The organism is Filobacillus milosensis, assembly GCF_004402015.1.
Taxonomy (GTDB): domain Bacteria; phylum Bacillota; class Bacilli; order Bacillales; family Alkalibacillaceae; genus Filobacillus; species Filobacillus milosensis.
In genome coordinates, this window is record NZ_SOPW01000007.1 from 59,564 (window position 1) to 77,768 (window position 18,205).

An 18,205-nucleotide genomic window follows, 5' to 3' on the forward strand; every position below is an offset into this window, starting at 1 on the left:
CTATTGGAATGAATTTATAGACGGAGGATTCATCATGAAGCACGTGTTTAAATATTTAAAACCCTATTATTTACATATGATTTTCGCGTGGGCATTAATGCTAACAGAGCTTGCTGTTGAGCTAATGCTTCCATTTTTCCTAGGGAAAATGATTGACCAAGGGATTGTAACAGGTGATTTAGATACCATTATTTATTGGGGCTCTATTATGGTGGGTCTAGCCTTACTTTCTTTTGCCGCCGGAATCATAAACTCATTTTATTCAGCACACGTTACGTTTCGATTTGGTTATGATATAAGGCAAAAGCTGTTTGAAAAAGTTCAAGCCTTTTCATTTAAAAATCTAAATGAATACCCAACATCTTCGTTGATTACTCGATTCACTAACGATATTCGTATGATCCAAAATGGTATTTTCATGGGTCTAAGAATTATGCTTCGTGCACCTTTACTCGTTCTTGGTGGTGTCATAATGGCGTTTATCGTCAATTGGCGAATCGCTTTAATTTTCTTAGTTACCGTGCCTCTTTTAATTGGATTTTTACTGTTAATCGTTAAGAAAGCTGGTAAATTATTTGGAAAAGTTCAAGAGCGCTTAGATAATGTGAACCGTGTTATGCAAGAAAACTTATCTGGAATCCGTTTAATCAAAGCCTTTTTACGTAAAAAACATGAAACAAACCGCTTCATGGGTGCAAACACGGAATTAATGAAATACACCAAAACCTCATTACGTCTTATAGAAACCTCAATGCCTGTGTTACTTTTTGTTATGAACATGAGCTTATTGTTCATTCTATGGTATGGAAATATTGAAGTTGGCAGAGGCAATGCTCAAGTTGGTGATGTCGCTGCGATTATTAACTATGCGTTACGTGTTTCTATGGCCATTTCAATGTTTGGTTTCCTAACAATGGCGATTGCGCGTATGAAGGCATCGGCTGAGCGAATTTCAAATGTGTTAGATGCAGAAATTGACCTCCTTGAAGCTGACGATGCGAATGACCAATATCGAGTAACAGACGGTGCTGTGGAATTTTCTAATGTCTCATTCCGCTACCCGAGTTTAAAAGAAGATGTATTATCTGAGTTATCCTTTACCGTTAAGCCCAAAGAAAAAATAGCGATTATCGGGGCAACTGGTTCAGGAAAAACGTCTTTATTTCAATTGATTCCGAGGTTATATGATGTGTCTGAAGGTACCGTTTATCTAGATGGTCATGATGTTAGGCAGTTTAAAATGGATCATTTACGCCGAGCGATTGGTTTCGTACCTCAAGCACCGCTTCTTTTTACAGGGTCTATCCGTGAAAATATTCGTTGGGGTAAAAATGATGCCACTGAAGCAGAAATCATTCAAGCTGCTAAAGATGCGCAAATACATGATACAATCGCAGATTTACCTAATGGTTATGATACTAAGATTGGTCAAAAAGGTGTTAACTTATCAGGTGGTCAGAAGCAGCGTGTCTCAATAGCACGTGCATTGATTCGCCATCCAAAGATTCTTATGTTGGATGATAGCACGAGTGCCTTGGATTTAAAAACTGAATCACGCTTGTTAGACGCGATCCATGATTATCAGTGTACGACTCTGATTGTTACGCAAAAGGTCACAACAGCCATGAGTGCAGATCGTATTTTCCTCATGGATGACGGGGAATTATTAGATGTTGGACGTCATGATGAGTTAATGAAAACCTCTGATTTATATAGAAAAATCGTCGAATCCCAATTCGGAAAGGAGGGTGCTCATGAGCTCTAAAAACTTTCTTAAAGAACCTTTTATGTATGACAAAATAGATTTAAGTGAAGCTGATCGGGTCGATGATCCTAGAGCCAAGCCTAAAGTTCGTGATTGGAAAGGGACGTTAAAACGAATTTGGGGCATGTTGATGAATGAGAGTTTGCGCCTTCTATTTGTATTTGTGATGGTGATTATTAGTTCGGCTTTAGCTATTTTAGGCCCTCTAATGATCGGAAGAGCCGTCGATGATTTTATTGTGAAACGTCAGGTGAGTGGACTGGATGAAGTCATGCTCGGCCTTTTCTTCATTTACGTTTTCTATTCATTATCAATGTTTTTACAACAATTTATTATGATTGGAATCGCGCAGAATACGGTGTATGATTTACGCTCACAATTATTTAATCAACTTCATTTACTTCCTATCGCCTTCTTTGATAAAAGGCAGTTCGGTGAAATTATGAGCCGTGTGACGAATGATGTTGATAATGTCAGTAACACCCTGAACTCATCAGTCATACAAATCTTTTCAAGTGTTTTAACTCTTGTTGGGGTTATCGGAGTATTGTTTTACCTAAGCCCGATATTGGCCGTGGTCACATTATCGATTATTCCTATCATGGTGTTTGGGATGAAATGGATAACGAAACGAACAGGTCCACTATTTAAAATCCAGCAAAAACGTCTGGGTGATATGAACGGATATATTGAAGAGACCATTTCTGGACAGAAGATAGTTAAGACTTTCTCACAAGAAGATCGGGTTACTCAAACGTTTGAAGAGAAAAATGACAGTGTCATGCGTTCGAGTTTTTGGGCTGCTGCGATATCAGGTTTTATTCCAAAGCTCATGAACATGTTAAACTCCTTTAGCTTTGCGATTATCGCACTTGTTGGTGGTGTACTTGTTCTTAACGAGATGGCAACAGTAGGTACAATTATCATCTTTACAGAGCTTGCGCGACAATTCACTCGACCACTAAACGAACTATCCAACCAGTTCAACCAGTTGCTTTCTGCAGTTGCTGGTGCGGAACGTGTTTTTGACATTATCGATGAAGATAGTGAAGAGCTTGATGAAGGGGATGCCATTGAAATCGAAGAGCCCAATGGTCATATCGAATTCCGTGATGTTAGATTTTCTTATGATGAGGATGAGGAGGTTCTTAAAGGGATTTCATTTAATGCTAAAGCCGGTGAAACAGTTGCATTCGTAGGGCATACAGGTGCAGGTAAAACAACGATTATTAATTTAATCTCTCGTTTTTACAATTATGATAGCGGACAGATTTTGCTTGATGGAACTGAAATTAAAGACATTAAACGATCAAGTTTAAGAAAACATATGGCGTTTGTATTGCAGGATGCCTTTTTATTCGAAGGAACGATTCGTGAAAATATTCGTTACGGTCGGTTGGATGCGACTGATGATGAAATTGTTAAGGCGGCTAAAAACGCTAATGCTCACTCATTTATCATGAAGTTTTCTGAGCAATATGATACGGTGCTCGACCCAGATGGTAGCGGAATCAGTCAGGGACAAATGCAGCTAATTACCATAGCACGTGCACTATTAGCTGATCCAACAATATTAGTGCTAGATGAAGCGACCAGCAGTATAGATACAGTGACAGAGATCAAAATACAGGAAGCCTTGCAGAGACTGATGAAAGGCCGCACTAGCTTCGTCATCGCGCACCGCTTAAACACAATTCAAATGGCGGATCAAATCATTATGATGGAGCACGGTCAAATTATTGAAAAAGGAACGCATCAATCATTGATTAAGCAAGGTGGACACTATGCTGATCTATATCAAAGTCAGCTAGATAATTTGGCAAAATAACTAATTCCCCATAAAAATGAGAATTTCCCCATATATTTTTAAAATTCCCCATAAAACAAATTTTTTCCCCATAAAACTTAAAAAGTCCCCATATATTAAAAAATTTCCCCATAAAAAAGTGGCGAGACCAAAACCTCGCCACTTCCCTTATTTCAATCGCTTCTTCCACTCATCTTTAAACAATGCTTTAATCTCGTCATCCATTGGAATGTTAACTTCAGGCATGCCAGCTGCACCTGGAGTTATTTCATATTTATCAAAAATAAAGCTTAAATTTCCATCTCTTATAAACATGTTTCCAAACAGATAATTTTGGTTGTTAACCCATTCTTCTAACTCGTCTTCAAATACACCTAATTCAGGTTGAGCTAAAAGCGCTTCCTGAACCTTTGGCATGATGACTTTACGAGCTTCCTTAATGTTTTTAAATAGATCTGCTTGTCTTATGATATGGTTCGACTCAAGATCAACCATCCAAACATGGCTAATTTGATTCACATTAGCTCCACCTGTGTAAAACTCTTCTTTAAAAACTAACGAATATAACTGTTCGCCACTGGGGTAAATATCAAGGGAGACATATAAGCTTCCCGGACGTTCCTTACTGACATTATTACGAATATCAGATAAGAACTGCTTCTGAGTCCGCTGCATATAACCTTTAAAGAAATTGTTTAATCCACCTGATTCGAAAACCGGTAGCTCAAATTTGATTGTATAGAGCTCCTCTTTTTGATTCAAAGTTAATAATCGTATGCCCTCAAATTCTGTATCAACAATATCAAAATCATTCTCTTTGTCCACGTAAATTTCTTCTGCATTTGAAAAGACGCTTGAAAAAACATAGCCCACAATTAAACTGATGATAAAAGCGACAACGAAATACTTAACGGTTTGTTTCGCATTATGATTCATATCGACTCCTCTTTCTTCTTAAGTTGTATATTTTTAGTTAAACCAAGTTGAGGAGAAATATGCATTAATGTTTAATCTCTTGATAAAAATGCATGATATTTTTTATTTGTTGATAAAGGAGTTCTTCAGCATTCTCGATTGCTTCACTTAGTGTTACAGGTCGATTGATAATTGAAAAGGTCGCTGAAAACGAATTTAGCAGCTGTTGATTTTGATCATCAATTGACCCTGATACTAATACAATTGGCACTTTACATTCATTAGCTATTTTCGCAGCCTGATATGGGGCTTTACCGGATAAAGTTTGTTCATCGCTTTGTCCCTCACCTGTGATGACTAAGTCACTTTTTATTATTGCCTCATTTAGATCATTCGTTTCGGCCACGAGCTCAGCTCCTGAAATGAGTTGGCCGCCAATAACTATTAATGCAAAGCCTAATCCTCCTGCAGCACCCGCACCTGAGTGTTTTATTAAACGATGATTAACTAATTCTCCAAAGTTGCTCAACCATTGATCAAGCTGTTCTACTTGTTCATTATTTGCCCCTTTTTGAGGTCCAAACACATGACTTGCACCCTGCTTTCCACACAAAGGATTATTCACATCAGAAGCCACACGTAAATCTAAATTTTGAATTCTACCATCTATCCCTGAAAGGTCAACTCGTTTTACATGTGCTAAATCACGACCATGAATCCCAATTTCATTGTCCTCATCATCATAAAACTTCCCACCTAAAGCCTGTAAAAAACCTAATCCTCCATCATTAGTAGCACTACCGCCTAAACCGATAACCACTTTGCGATAACCTTTATCCATTACCTCAATCAACATCTCGCCAAGCCCATATGAGGTCGTATGTAGTGGATTTCTATGAGCTTTAGGAACCTGTGTCAATCCTGCTGTGTTGGCTACTTCAAGGAAGGCTACTTGTTCATTTCCGTGTAGGCCGTAATAAGACTCAACTTGTTCACCTAAAGGTCCAGTAACTTGATGTTGAACTTTCTTACCATTTGTAGCGAAAACAAGTGCTTCAACAGTTCCTTCACCACCATCTGCCATCGGCTTTTGTTCAATAATGGCATCAGATATAACATCGCGACAAGCACGTTGAATGACTTCGCTTGCACGTTGAGCAGAGATACTCCCTTTAAAGGAATCCGGGCAAACAGTAATTCTCACACTAAAACCCACCTTTGTCATGTTTTTTATAATATAAAACTTATCTTTCTTTTTGTCCAAAAAGAGAAAAACGAACGCGCACATAGCACGTTCGTTTCAAATTTATTCTTCTTCGCGATTCATTTTTGCTCTCGCTTTTTCAATACGTTGATGACGTTTGATTTCCCGTTTAGATATAGGAATCGTTTCCCTTTTCAGTAGCCGTACGATGGCCAATAGCATAATGAGCATGATGACCGTAAACGGTAAAGCTGAAACGAGCGATGCAGTTTGTAAAGCGTCCAACCCACCAGCAAGAAGTAAAACACCAGCGATGGCAGAAATCAGGATTCCCCATATAAATTTATGAACCATAGGTGGGTTTGTGGTCCCTCTAGCCGTCATACTACCTAAAATATATGACGCAGAGTCTGCTGAAGTTACTAAAAACGTAAAAATAAGCAACAACGACAATGCTGATAAAATGGTGGTCATTGGAATATGATTATAGACTTGGAATAGGGCTACTGTAATATCATTATTTACAGCTTCAGCTATTCCTGCATTCATATTCAAATCCGCATTGAGCGCTGTACCACCAAATGCCGCAATCCATACACAAGCAATTAGTGGTGGTACAACCATTACACCTAATATAAATTCACGAATCGTACGACCTTTAGATACTCGTGCTACAAATGCCCCAACAAACGGTGACCAAGCGATTACCCAAGCCCAATAGAATACCGTCCAGTCTCGAACCCACGTGCCACCTTTATACGGCTGCAGTCTGAAACTGTACTGAATAAAGTTCGTAATATAATCACCAATTCCAAGTGTTAATGCTTTTAATATAAACACTGTTGGACCAGCTATAAGTACAACAACCAATAGTAATAAACATAAACCAAGATTCACATTACTTAGATATTTGATCCCTTTATCGAGACCAGTGAATGTTGATGCCATATAAGCAATAAACATGATGGCAATTATCACTATTTGAACCCAAATGGATGATGGAATATTAGAGATTGTAGTTAAGCCACCATTCATTTGCAGAACACCCAGACCTAAGGAGGTCGCTACACCCATTACAGTTGCAATAACTGCAAGTATATCAATGGTATTTGTAACAATAGGTTTCTTACCTGTGACAGGTTCCATCGCTTTTGAAATCAAACCAGCATCCCTGCGACGGAACTGCATAAATGCAACGACTAAACCAACAATCGCAAAAACAGACCATTGGCTGATTCCCCAGTGGAAGAAGGAATAGCCCATGGCGACTCGAGCTGCTTCTTCAGTTTGAGCTTCTGTACCTTCAAATGGTGTTTCAAAGAAGTGAGACATCGGCTCTGCCACACCCCAGAACACTAGACCAGCGCCGAAACCTGCTGAAAACAGCATTCCGATCCATGTAAAAAACGGATAATCAGGACGTTCATCTTCTCCACCTAGTCTAATCTTCCCATATTTACTAAATGCTAAGATCGCTAAAAATAAGACCAAAATAAACACAGCTAATAAGTAAAACCAGCCAAAATTCGAAGTTGTAAATAAAAAGAGCTTTTCTGCTACAGCTCCAAATTGCTTTGGCATAATAGCTCCAAGTACTACTAATATTGAAATGACAATGGCTGATACATAAAAAACTGGGTTGTTAAAATTTTTACTGTTCATATGATCCTCCTATATTCATCCGTAATGTTGTTTAACTTACTAATTCCCAAAAATTTTCAAAGTCAAACAGCCGGACATATGAACAGAAGAGTTTTTATAACACTTTCTCTAAAAAGTCTCGTGCACGCTCGGTCTTTGCAGAGGAGAAAAACTCTTCTGGTTTTGCTTCCTCTACTATTTTGCCGTAATCCATAAAAATAATTCGGTCAGCTACCTCTCTTGCGAAACCCATTTCATGAGTCACGACAACCATTGTCATTCCTGAATTTTCTAACGACTTAATAACATCTAATACTTCTTTAACCATTTCCGGATCTAAGGCTGATGTTGGTTCATCAAATAACATAACCTCAGGTTCCATAGCTAAGGCACGTGCAATCGCCACACGCTGTTTTTGGCCGCCAGATAAGCTATTAGGATAAGCCTGAGCTTTGTCACTTAAACCAACTTTCGTCAAAAGTTCCTGAGCTTTTTCCTCAGCTTCCGTCTTGGATAGTCCTCTCACAGTCATAGGAGCATACGTGAGATTGTCGATGACTTTCATATGTGGAAATAGATGAAAATGCTGAAACACCATACCAATTTTTTGTCTTATATTTAAAATATTTGTCTTTGGATCAGTAATGTCCTCACCATCAATCCAGATATGACCATCACTTGGAGACTCTAATAAATTTATGCACCTCAAGAAGGTCGATTTACCTGAGCCAGACGGTCCTATAACGGCAACGACTTCTCCCGGGTCAATAGAAGTGTTTATTTCTTTTAACACTTCTAAGTTGCCAAAACTTTTATGCAAATTCTCCACTTTAATCACTCTGTCTCAACCTCCGTTCTACCAGTTTGCCAAGTAAAGTTAAAATCATGACCATAATATAATAAATGGTTCCCACAAATAATAATGGTTCAAAATTACGATATAAATCAGCACCGACCACTTGCGCACGACGCATTAAATCCAGGTAGTTAATGACAGAGACAATCGCTGATTCCTTAGTTAACGTAATAAATTCATTCATCAAAGCCGGCAAAATATTTTTCATTGCCTGTGGCAAAATAATTTTTACCATCGTTTGGCTATACGGAATCCCTAAAGCCTGAGCCGCTTCTAGTTGTCCTTTATCAACTGCCTGAATACCTGCACGTATAATTTCAGAGACATACGCAGAGGAATTTAAACCAAATGTTAAAACAGCTGCTAAAAAGGGGGATACATCATAATCCAGCAATTGAGGAATCCCGTAAAATACAATCATTAATTGTAAAATCAAAGGCGTTCCACGAAATACCGATGTATAAAAATCAGCAATCCATTTTAAAAACTTTTTATTACTAATTTTAATTAAAGCTATTAAAGCACCTATAAAAAAACCTAAAATAATTGATATAATGACAAATCCTAATGTTACCCATATTCCTTCAAGCATAAAAGGAATATAAGGCACGATTTGGGTAAAATCCAAATTCATGCCTTAATCACCTCAATTCTATATTTATTATTCGTCGAGTTCCCATTTCTCTTCTAATTCTGCAATCGTTCCATCTTCTAAGAATTGTTCAATAACTTCACTAACATCCGCTTGTAATTCACTGTCTTTTGGAAAGGCTACTGCCATACCTGGTGCTACTGTGGTAGGATCATCAAATCCTGTTAAGCCCTGTTCTTCGATATAGCCTTCTGCTACACTTTTATCCATGTAACCAACATCAATACGACCTGTTTTAAGTTCCTGAATTAAAGTAGATGCCTGGTTTATTGTTTTTAATTCAAAGTTATACTCTTCCTGAAGCTTCTCAGCACCCTCTTGTTGAATCGTACCTAATTGAACTCCTACCGTTTTACCTTCTAAATCTTCAAGACTATGAATCTCTGAATTTTTATTAGTTATAAACATCTCACCCGAATGATGATACTCCGTTGAAAAGTCCACGTTTTGTTTACGTTGATCAGTTGCTGACATACCTGCCATCACAAAATCAACACGATCAGATTGAAGTGCTCCAATTAGACCGTCGAACTTCATATCTTTTATCTCCAGTTCATAACCCAGCTCATCAGCAATTTTATGAGCTAAGTCAATATCAAACCCTTCAAACTCTCCCTCTGGTGTAAATGATTCAAATGGTGGAAAGTCGGCTGACGTTCCCATGACTAAAGTCTCCTGTTCCTCAGAAGCTCCTTCACTTGTTCCACATGCTGCTAAAACCATTAATAGAATCATAGATAATCCCGCAAAACCTACTTTTTTAAACATGTATATTCCCCTCCCAAAGTTGTATATTTATACGAATAAATGCATATTAACACATAGATATGCACAATCATAGTTTTTTATTAAAAATAAAACTATTCAGATTATTGGAAGGGGTTACCTAAAACACAAAAAAACAGCAAGCTGAAATTCAGCTCGCTGTTTTTGTTTGTATATCTTATTCATATTCCCCTATAATCTCTAAAACTTCTTCTACTAATGACGTATCAACAGCTTGATCAAAATCTAACTCACCTTTTATAGCACCATTTGCCTTATATACTTCATATTGGTTTTTAATATCGTCTACAAACATTTGACCGTTCGGATTTAACCCTGTCACACCAACTTTTTTCCAAATCTCTGGATCTTTTAACGCTGTATAGTCCGTCATGATTTCGATGACTCGATCAAGGTCTCCATTTTCTTTGATAAAGGCATCATTATAATCACGCACACCTTTCAAGTAGGCTGCCATAAAACGTTTAGCAACTTCTCGTTCTTCTCCTAGAAATTTAGGCGAACCTAATACCATGGCAATTTGTGCTTCAGGAGCATAATCGGTTGCATCCCCAAATCGAACATGTAAACCTTGAGACTCTCCTTGCGTAATTAGCGGTTCAATTTGTAAAGCAGCATCTATTGACTCATTCCCCATAGCCGCTAACATGTTGCCGAAATCAGACATTAAAACAGTTTCAACATCATCCCGTGTTAGGCCAGCGTATTTCAACATTTCCCCAAAAATGTAATCATCCACTGCGTTCTGACTAGATACGGCAATTTTTCTTCCTTTAAAGTCTTCATAACTTGTGATTTCTTCTTGAAGGTCTTCACGAATTACAAATGTGAAATATGAGCTTCCTTCATTGTTATGCCCTTTATCAGCAATCATACGTACATCGATACCTTGAGCGATCGAGTTAAAAAATGAAGCTGTCGAAATACCACCTGCGACATCCACTTCACCTGCTGCTAGTGCCGGTAACATCTCGTCACTATTACTAAACGTCGCAAATTTAACTTCTATATTATAATCTTCGAAGTAACCCATTTCATTTGCAATATAGAAGCCAGCCCCGGATGCCGCTCCATCTTCAGCAATTACTACAGTCGCTCTCTCTTCTAAAGGCTCAAGTCCTTCTTCTGTTTCATTTCCTGAACCTTCTTTAACTTCGTGATCACTACACGCACCTAACACCAAAACCAATGCCAAAAGCGGAAGCGCAAACCACTTTTTAAACATATACATCTACCTCTCATTTTTTGTTCTGGATTCCTGCACTTCAGTTTGCAGGTGTTTCCAAATTTTTAGGAAAATCTCAGCTGTATTAGGATCTGACCTTACCTGTGTCATCTGACGAGGCCGAGGCAGGTCAATTTTCACTTCTTCTTTTATTGTTCCAGGTTGTGAACTCATTAAAAATATACGGTCACTGAGTAAAATGGCTTCATCAATACTGTGCGTAATGAATATGACCGTTTTTTTCGTTTCCTCCCAAATTGAAAGTAATTCCTCTTGTAAAATGAATTTATTTTGTTCATCCAATGCTGCAAATGGTTCATCCATTAATAATATTTCTGGATCATTTGCAAAAGCACGAGCGATACTTACGCGCTGCTTCATACCACCTGATAGCTCTTTAGGGTAAAGCTTCGCATAAGGCGTAAGCCCAACCTTTCTTAAGTATGTCTTCGTGCGTTCATTAATCAGTTTTTTCGGTGCATGACGCATCCTTAAACCTAGAGACACATTTTCCTCTACAGTCATCCATGGAATAACGCCTTGTTCTTGAAAGACCATTGATTGTAACGGACGATCTGTTCCGCTATTGTTTATTTGATGTTCACCTGAGCTTGATTTTTCCAAACCGGCTAAAATTCTGAGTAGAGTTGTTTTCCCACATCCGCTTGGTCCTAAGATACAAATAAACTCTCCATCTTTTATCGATAGGTTTATATCCTCCAGGGCCATGACGCGCTCTTTATGTTTAAGGAACACTTTAGTTAACTGATTCACACGAATTTTTTCTTGATTAGGCAACGTCATTCCCTCCTATTTCCACGGAATCAACTTACTTTGCAGGCCTCGTAATAATAACGAGAACAAGTAGCCAAAAAACGAAATTAAAATAAGACCTACAAACATTTCTGCTATTAGAAATGCCTTATAATTCATCCATATGACATAACCAATGCCCGAGTTAGCTCCAATCATCTCAGCCGCTACAATTGTGAGTAGCGCAATCGCCTGCCCCATTTGGATACCTTCCATCATTACCGGCATCGCACCAGGCAAAGCAATTTTCATAAAAAAGTCTTTAGGGTTAGCTCCGTAGTTTTTCGCGACATCTGAATAGACCTTATCGATATTCATCACACCAGCAACGGTGTTAATCACAACTGGAAAGAATACACTCGCAGCAATCGTCACCATTTTTGAAAACTCACCAATTCCGAAAATGATAAGAATAATCGGAAGCATAGCTAATGTTGGAATCGGCATTAATGCCATAATTAATGGTGAGAAAAAATGACGTACAGATGAGTACATTCCCATGATTAACCCCAACGTTATCGCTGGAATAACCCCTAATAAAAACCCAAACAATATACGAATTAAGCTGATTCTCACATGCTCGAATAATTCACCAGACGCACTCATAGAAAATAACGTTTGTAAAATTGTTGTTGGTGGAGGAAAAAATCTCGGGTCAATGATTGCTGTCTGTGAAAGAAATTCCCAAATCACTAACATAAATAACGGCGAAGATATTGTTAAAATTTGTTTGAACTTTTTGCTTCGTTGTCTACGTCTTAGGTCTTCTTTTTCAACCTCAACAGCTTTTTTTAACTCTTCCACAGCTCTATCACCTCTACGCTTCATTTTATGCACTGGGCGAATATCCGTGTCTGTCCTAAAAAATTGGGGGAATTTCTATAAAAATGGAGGTTTTGGGAGAGAGTTTGCGATAAATAAACTTATTTACATAAAAAAAACGCCCAAGGCTTTAACCTTAGGCGTTTAAAAGAATCTATCATTTATAGGGGGAGTTTTAAACTTACTGATAAGCAATGGCTAATTCTATTGTTAAACTAAATTACATATCTGAGTCTTCAGAACCTTCTTCTGATCCATCTTCAGTTGTGCTACCTTCAGTTCCATCTTCGTTTTCACTATCTTCCATTTCGTCATCTCCACTACCCTCAGTTGAATCTGTTGAGCTATCTTCAGATGTACCTTCTGAGCTATCTTCTTCAGTTGCACCTTCAGATCCTGTACCGTCTTCCATTTCAGTGCTGTCCTCTTCTGTAGCGGGCTCTTCCGTGTCTCCGCCTCCACCGCAAGCTGCTAAGAAACCTGTACCTACTAATAATGTGCTAATCATAAACTTCTTCATGTTACATACACTCCTTTTATATATTGTGGATTAATGTAATTGCAACTTTTTTTGCGTTGCACTAATCAGATACCCGGGTATAAACACTCCAAAACGCATGTAATTGATTTGTAAATAAATAAATGTTTTATTCAATCTAAAGTACCATGAATTTCATTGGCAAATTTATGAATTAGGTTGATAGTTCTACAAAATTCGACTAAATATTACAAGAGTATTACAAGAAACGTAGAATTTTTTATAGAATAATAGTTTAAAGTCCAGAAAACGTGTTTAAAGCTCCGGAAAAAGACAATTAAACTCCGAAAAAATACTCTTTTTAAGACGTTTCGACAGTAATCGATCCACTATATCCCGAAATAATGCCCGGAATCACTAAAAAAAGCTCCGGAACAAATAAAAAACGCAAGCTATTAACTCGCGTCATTGAATTAAATATTTATAATAGGCCGGGAATTCGCGTATGGTTGAATAAAAATCTCTTAGTTCAAAAAAATCAGCATGTGCTCCATAAACCCTTTCTATTCCAACTTTACTAAATGCCAGCTTCGTTCTTGAGATGTGATAGAATTGTGTAATCACCATAACCGATCCATAACTCTCTTCTTCCATTATAGCTTTGGTGTTTTCAGCAGTCATTTGTGTATTATAGCCATCACTATCTACGATCACGTGCTTTTTCTTAACATTGTGTTCAACCAGATAATCTTTCATCACTTTCGCTTCATCAAATCCTTCTTTTCCAATTCCACCACTAACAATGATTTGATCAAAATAATCTTCATTATATAAACTAATTGCTTTATCAAGTCTGGCTGCCAATCGATCTGACGGTTCACCATTCAAATTCACTCTATTCCCTAATACTACAGCCACATCGACGTTTTCTACTTCATCATTTAAACCATCAATTACTATAATTGTTGTATGAGTAATAAAAAATAACATCAATAAAGCTATTATCATTAAAAAATATTTCTTCATATAATACCTTCTATTCTGTTTATTAAGTTATTTTAATTTTAACATGTATTAATTATAATCAGTAGTTAATATAAAAAGCAGGGTGGGATTCGCCCAACCCTACTTAACTTTCACATCATATTCACGTAACCAATAGTCGATCTGACAAAGGTGTGCAATCAGTTGTGGTCCTTGCATTAACTGTCCATACCAAGGTGTTTTAAACGCTTCCCCTTCAGTTTCTACTAAATGTTGAATCTGATTTTTTGATAAAAACTCAAAGAGTCTCGCATCTGAATCTTTTAATATATCTTTCATCCAATTCATAACTAGTTCTGTATATTGTGGTTGGAATGTTTTTGGATAAGGATTTTTCTTACGATATAAAATATCATGCGGTAAGATCCCTTCAAGTGCTTTTCGAAGTAAACCTTTTTCTAAACCTCCAGCATTCTTCATCTCCCATGGCACATTCCACACGTATTCTACTAAATGATGATCGGCAAAAGGCACACGTACTTCAAGGGTCGCTCCCATACTCATCCGGTCCTTACGATCTAATAACTGAGTCATAAACCAATGCATATTAAGGTAAAACATTTCACGACGCTTTCCTTCTATCTCACTTTCTCCATCTAATCGAGGTGTTTCGTTAATCGTTTCTTGATAGCGATCGTAAACGTAATTTTTCAGGCCCAACTTCTTCTTCCAGTCAGGTAAAAGTAAATCTTCTCGATGATCTAATGAACGAATCCATGGAAAACCATCTTCTCCATTTGATCCTGGATTATGAAACCAAGGGTAACCACCGAAAATTTCATCTGCGCATTCCCCTGAAAGACTCACTGTCGTTTCCTGTTTAATTTTTCGACAGAACCATAATAGAGATGAATCCACATCCGCCATCCCTGGTTGATCACGCAAGGTGACAGACTCCTTCAATAGGTTAAATAAATCTTCTTCATTAATAACACAGTCTGAATGCTTCGTTTTAAATTGGTCAGTCATAACCTTAATAAAATCACTGTCATTTGAGGGTTGGAATTCACTTTTTTCAAAGTATTGTTCGTTTCCTTTATAGTCAATTGAAAACGTGGGTAATTTGCCTTTACCTTTTCTATCAAAATAATTAGATGCTATAGCGGTAATCGCACTGGAATCAACGCCACCTGATAAGAAAGTGGATATTGGAACATCTGACACGAGCTGACGTTCAACTGCATCGACAAATAGATGTCTTACCTTTTCAACTGTATCTTCAAAACTATCTTGATGTTCTTCACTTTTGACATTCCAATAACGCCATTTCTTTAATCCTTGACGCGTCATTAACATCGCGTGCCCAGCACGAAGCTCTTGAACTTGATCAAATATCCCGTGCCCTGGCGTTCTAGAAGGCCCCAGCCCAAAAACTTCTGCTAAACCATCCCGGTCAACTTCAGGGGTAACAGAAGGGTGCTTTAGTATAGATTTTATTTCTGAACCAAAAATGAGCTTTTTCCCAAGCTCAGCATAAAATAAAGGCTTAACGCCTAATCGATCTCTGGCAATAAACGTCCGTTCATTTTTATCATCCCATATCGCAAATGCGAAAATTCCATTAAGATAATCCAGGCAGTCTGGTCCCCAATGTACATAGGCATTTAAAAGAACTTCTGTATCACATGTCGTCCGAAAACGGTATCCACGTTTCATTAATTCCTTTTTTAAATCATTCGTGTTGTAAAGCTCTCCATTATAAACAATCGTATAAGTATAACCAACATGGTTTACCATCATTGGTTGTCTTCCGTTTTCTACATCGATGACCGCTAGCCGTTGGTGACCAAACGCTACATGATGATTGATGAAATAACCTTCATCATCTGTCCCTCTTTTAATCAATTGACTTGTCATCGTTTTAAGTATGTGTTCATCTTTCTCGCGACTGATTCCTTCCCACTCAATCCACCCAGTAATACCGCACATAATGCCATCTCCTTTGAGAGAACTGCTTAAGATTAGTTAAAGTGTTGAAAAAACACTTATGGAGCATTATATGAAATAGGCGCAAAATGTTTCACTTATAAATAGACCACTTAAACGATTATTGTTAAGATAATAATTACTTAATTTTATTTAAAATACATAAAAAAGTAGGTTTTCATATGGATCAACGTTATTCTAAAGCACAATTTGCATCCATACTTGGAATTATTGCTAATATTTTATTAGCCATCATCAAAGGCATTGCTGGAGTGTTAACAAATAGTAAAGCTCTAATCGCCGATGCATTTCACTCTGCATCTGATGTCGTAAGTTCCTTTGCTGTATTAATAGGAATCAGAGCCGCTCGAAAACCTCCAGACACAGAACACCCATACGGCCATGGTAAAGCTGAAAATATAGCCACATTAATCGTTTCTATCTTATTAATTGTAGTAGGATTTGAAATTTTAGTTGATTCAATACAGTCGATTTGGGGTCATCAAGCTAACAACACAAGCATATATGCCTTATACGTTGTAATTTTTTCGATATTAGTTAAAGAAGGCTTATTTCAATATAAACATCGTCTTGGGAATAAAATAAACAGCCCTGCGATTATTGCAGATGCTTGGCACCATCGTTCAGATGCCATATCATCTTTGATTGCCTTGGCAGGCATTGGCCTTTCAATTGTTGGACGAGAGTACAATATTTCTGTGTTACAATATTTTGATCCAATTGCTGGTAGTATCATCGCCATTCTTGTTGCATGGATGGGATTTAAATTAGGAAAAGAAGCCGTGCACGTTTCATTAGAGACGGTTTTGAATGATGAGGATACAGAAGATTTTATACAGACGACAAACACGGTAAATGGTGTTAAAAGAATTGATACCTTAAATGCTCGTACCCACGGTTCATATGTCATCATTGATGTAAAAATCAGTGTTGATCCTGAAATTACGGTAGATGAAGGACATAGTATTGCCGCGAAGTTAAAGGAACGATTAATCGAACAACATGAAGAGGTACATGATGTTTATGTACATGTGAATCCATATCATTTAAATTAAGCCCACTTCTTTAACCTAAGAAGAGGGCTTTTTAAATTGAGAAAATTTATTAAATCATTTCTTTAATTAGCTCTTTATTTTTATTTTTGAAAATGTCGTTATGTGATGAAACCATAGCTGTTTGATCAGCTTTTGGTTCAATATACTGTTTTGCTTTATTAACGGCATTAACAGCATCCTGGAAACAGCCGGCTAATAAGTTAATCTTTCCATCATGTTTTAAAATATCTCCGACAGCATACACTCCTGGAACGGATGTCTCACTGCATGAATTACCTTTAATGAAGTATTGATCTTCCATTTCTATATTCAAGTTACTATCTTTCATTAAAGAAGTATCGATATCGTAACCATGATTGACAATAACTTCATCGACTTCAATTTCAGATACTTCTCCTGTTGATGTATTATTAACCTCTATACACTTTATTTGATCCTGATTTTCTGAAGGGATAAGTTTTGAAATGCATGTATTAAAAAGACACGTTGTCTCGCCATTTTGCAGTTGTTCCACCTGTGCTTCGTGACCTTTAAATTGCTCTTTTCTACAAGTGACATAAATTTTCTTAGCCACCTGTGACAATTCATTTGCCCAATCTATAGCAGAATTACCTCCACCAGAAATAACGACCGTTTTATCTTTGAAGCGTCCGAGTGATTTCACTGTATAATTCAAGTTTGACAGTTCAAACTTCTCAGCACCATCCACTTTAAGCTTCTGTGGTTTTAGGATACCACTACCAATAGCTATGATGATTGTTTTTGAAAAGTGTTCATTGCCAGCTCCATCTTGAATCACGAAACACTGGTTCTCTTCTTGAATCGATACGACTTTTGTATTTAATACAACTGTAGGATCAAATGTTAAGCCCTGTTCAATGAGTTGTTTCATGAATTTCTCACCGATGATCGGCGGTTGACCTCCAACATCCCAAATCATTTTTTCAGGAAAAGCATGGAGCTTTCCACCAAGCTCATTTTGATACTCAATTATTTTCGTTTTCATCCCTCGCAAACCACTATAAAAGGCAGAATAAAGTCCAGATGCTCCTCCACCAATAATCGTCACGTCGTACACTTCATTTGCGTTCATATTTTTTCACTCCCAAAGAAAATGAAAATCATTCTCAATTAAATATAAACTATTCTCAACTAATTTTCAATAAAAAATCCTTAGTTAACAAATCGATTCTCC

The 18,205-nt window shown here is 37.4% G+C and carries 16 protein-coding genes; 3 read left to right on the top strand and 13 right to left on the bottom strand.

Annotated features, from left to right (window positions below):
* Nucleotides 1-34: 34 nt before the first annotated feature.
* Both E3U55_RS07925 and E3U55_RS07930 read left to right on the top strand, forming a co-directional pair.
* The gene (locus E3U55_RS07925) at nucleotides 35-1,765 is read left to right on the top strand and encodes an ABC transporter ATP-binding protein (RefSeq protein ID WP_134339898.1); all 1,731 of its coding nucleotides are present in this window, start codon (nucleotides 35-37) and stop codon (nucleotides 1,763-1,765) included.
* Complete coding sequence (locus E3U55_RS07930; protein WP_134339899.1) at nucleotides 1,755-3,593, top strand: ABC transporter ATP-binding protein; 1,839 nt, start codon at nucleotides 1,755-1,757, stop codon at nucleotides 3,591-3,593. The genes E3U55_RS07925 and E3U55_RS07930 overlap by 11 nt, the downstream gene beginning before the upstream one ends.
* 147 nt (nucleotides 3,594-3,740) lie before the next feature.
* Here E3U55_RS07930 and E3U55_RS07935 read toward each other — a convergent pair whose 3' ends face one another.
* The 12 genes from E3U55_RS07935 to asnB form a co-directional block, all read right to left on the bottom strand.
* Nucleotides 3,741-4,508 (bottom strand): DUF3298 and DUF4163 domain-containing protein, encoded by a 768-nt coding sequence (locus E3U55_RS07935; RefSeq protein WP_134339900.1) that lies wholly within the window; start codon nucleotides 4,506-4,508, stop codon nucleotides 3,741-3,743.
* A 64-nt stretch (nucleotides 4,509-4,572) separates the two neighbouring features.
* The gene (locus E3U55_RS07940) at nucleotides 4,573-5,691 is read right to left on the bottom strand and encodes a glycerate kinase (protein WP_134339901.1); all 1,119 of its coding nucleotides are present in this window, start codon (nucleotides 5,689-5,691) and stop codon (nucleotides 4,573-4,575) included.
* A 102-nt stretch (nucleotides 5,692-5,793) separates the two neighbouring features.
* Complete coding sequence (locus tag E3U55_RS07945; RefSeq protein WP_134339902.1) at nucleotides 5,794-7,353, bottom strand: BCCT family transporter; 1,560 nt, start codon at nucleotides 7,351-7,353, stop codon at nucleotides 5,794-5,796.
* A gap of 94 nt (nucleotides 7,354-7,447) precedes the next feature.
* Complete coding sequence (locus E3U55_RS07950) at nucleotides 7,448-8,170, bottom strand: amino acid ABC transporter ATP-binding protein (protein WP_134339903.1); 723 nt, start codon at nucleotides 8,168-8,170, stop codon at nucleotides 7,448-7,450.
* Nucleotides 8,163-8,822 carry an amino acid ABC transporter permease gene (locus tag E3U55_RS07955; RefSeq protein ID WP_134339904.1) on the bottom strand — a complete coding sequence of 220 codons (660 nt, stop codon included), beginning with the start codon at nucleotides 8,820-8,822 and terminating at the stop codon, nucleotides 8,163-8,165. Before E3U55_RS07955 ends, E3U55_RS07950 begins: the two co-directional genes overlap by 8 nt.
* A gap of 27 nt (nucleotides 8,823-8,849) precedes the next feature.
* Nucleotides 8,850-9,608: an ABC transporter substrate-binding protein gene (locus E3U55_RS07960; RefSeq protein WP_134339905.1), complete on the bottom strand. Its 759-nt coding sequence runs from the start codon at nucleotides 9,606-9,608 to the stop codon at nucleotides 8,850-8,852.
* 175 nt (nucleotides 9,609-9,783) lie between these two features.
* On the bottom strand, nucleotides 9,784-10,851 hold the full coding sequence (locus E3U55_RS07965; protein WP_134339906.1) for an ABC transporter substrate-binding protein: 1,068 nt from the start codon (nucleotides 10,849-10,851) through the stop codon (nucleotides 9,784-9,786).
* Nucleotides 10,852-10,857: 6 nt separating this feature from the next.
* A complete protein-coding gene (locus E3U55_RS07970) occupies nucleotides 10,858-11,580 on the bottom strand; it encodes an ABC transporter ATP-binding protein (RefSeq protein WP_407644105.1) in 723 nt (240 codons plus the stop codon).
* Between the two features lie 81 nt (nucleotides 11,581-11,661).
* Nucleotides 11,662-12,363: an ABC transporter permease gene (locus tag E3U55_RS07975; protein WP_407644106.1), complete on the bottom strand. Its 702-nt coding sequence runs from the start codon at nucleotides 12,361-12,363 to the stop codon at nucleotides 11,662-11,664.
* A 343-nt stretch (nucleotides 12,364-12,706) separates the two neighbouring features.
* Nucleotides 12,707-13,006 (bottom strand): hypothetical protein, encoded by a 300-nt coding sequence (locus E3U55_RS07980; RefSeq protein ID WP_134339908.1) that lies wholly within the window; start codon nucleotides 13,004-13,006, stop codon nucleotides 12,707-12,709.
* Nucleotides 13,007-13,429: 423 nt separating this feature from the next.
* Nucleotides 13,430-13,990, bottom strand: a complete 561-nt coding sequence (locus tag E3U55_RS07985) for a YdcF family protein (RefSeq protein ID WP_134339909.1) — start codon at nucleotides 13,988-13,990, stop codon at nucleotides 13,430-13,432.
* Between the two features lie 99 nt (nucleotides 13,991-14,089).
* Nucleotides 14,090-15,937 (bottom strand): asparagine synthase (glutamine-hydrolyzing), encoded by a 1,848-nt coding sequence (gene asnB / locus E3U55_RS07990; RefSeq protein ID WP_134339910.1) that lies wholly within the window; start codon nucleotides 15,935-15,937, stop codon nucleotides 14,090-14,092.
* Nucleotides 15,938-16,116: 179 nt separating this feature from the next.
* Between asnB and E3U55_RS07995 the strand changes: the two genes are divergently transcribed.
* The gene (locus E3U55_RS07995; protein WP_134339911.1) at nucleotides 16,117-17,010 is read left to right on the top strand and encodes a cation diffusion facilitator family transporter; all 894 of its coding nucleotides are present in this window, start codon (nucleotides 16,117-16,119) and stop codon (nucleotides 17,008-17,010) included.
* 49 nt (nucleotides 17,011-17,059) lie between these two features.
* Here E3U55_RS07995 and E3U55_RS08000 read toward each other — a convergent pair whose 3' ends face one another.
* A complete protein-coding gene (locus E3U55_RS08000; RefSeq protein WP_134339912.1) occupies nucleotides 17,060-18,103 on the bottom strand; it encodes an NAD(P)/FAD-dependent oxidoreductase in 1,044 nt (347 codons plus the stop codon).
* Nucleotides 18,104-18,205 lie beyond the last annotated feature (102 nt).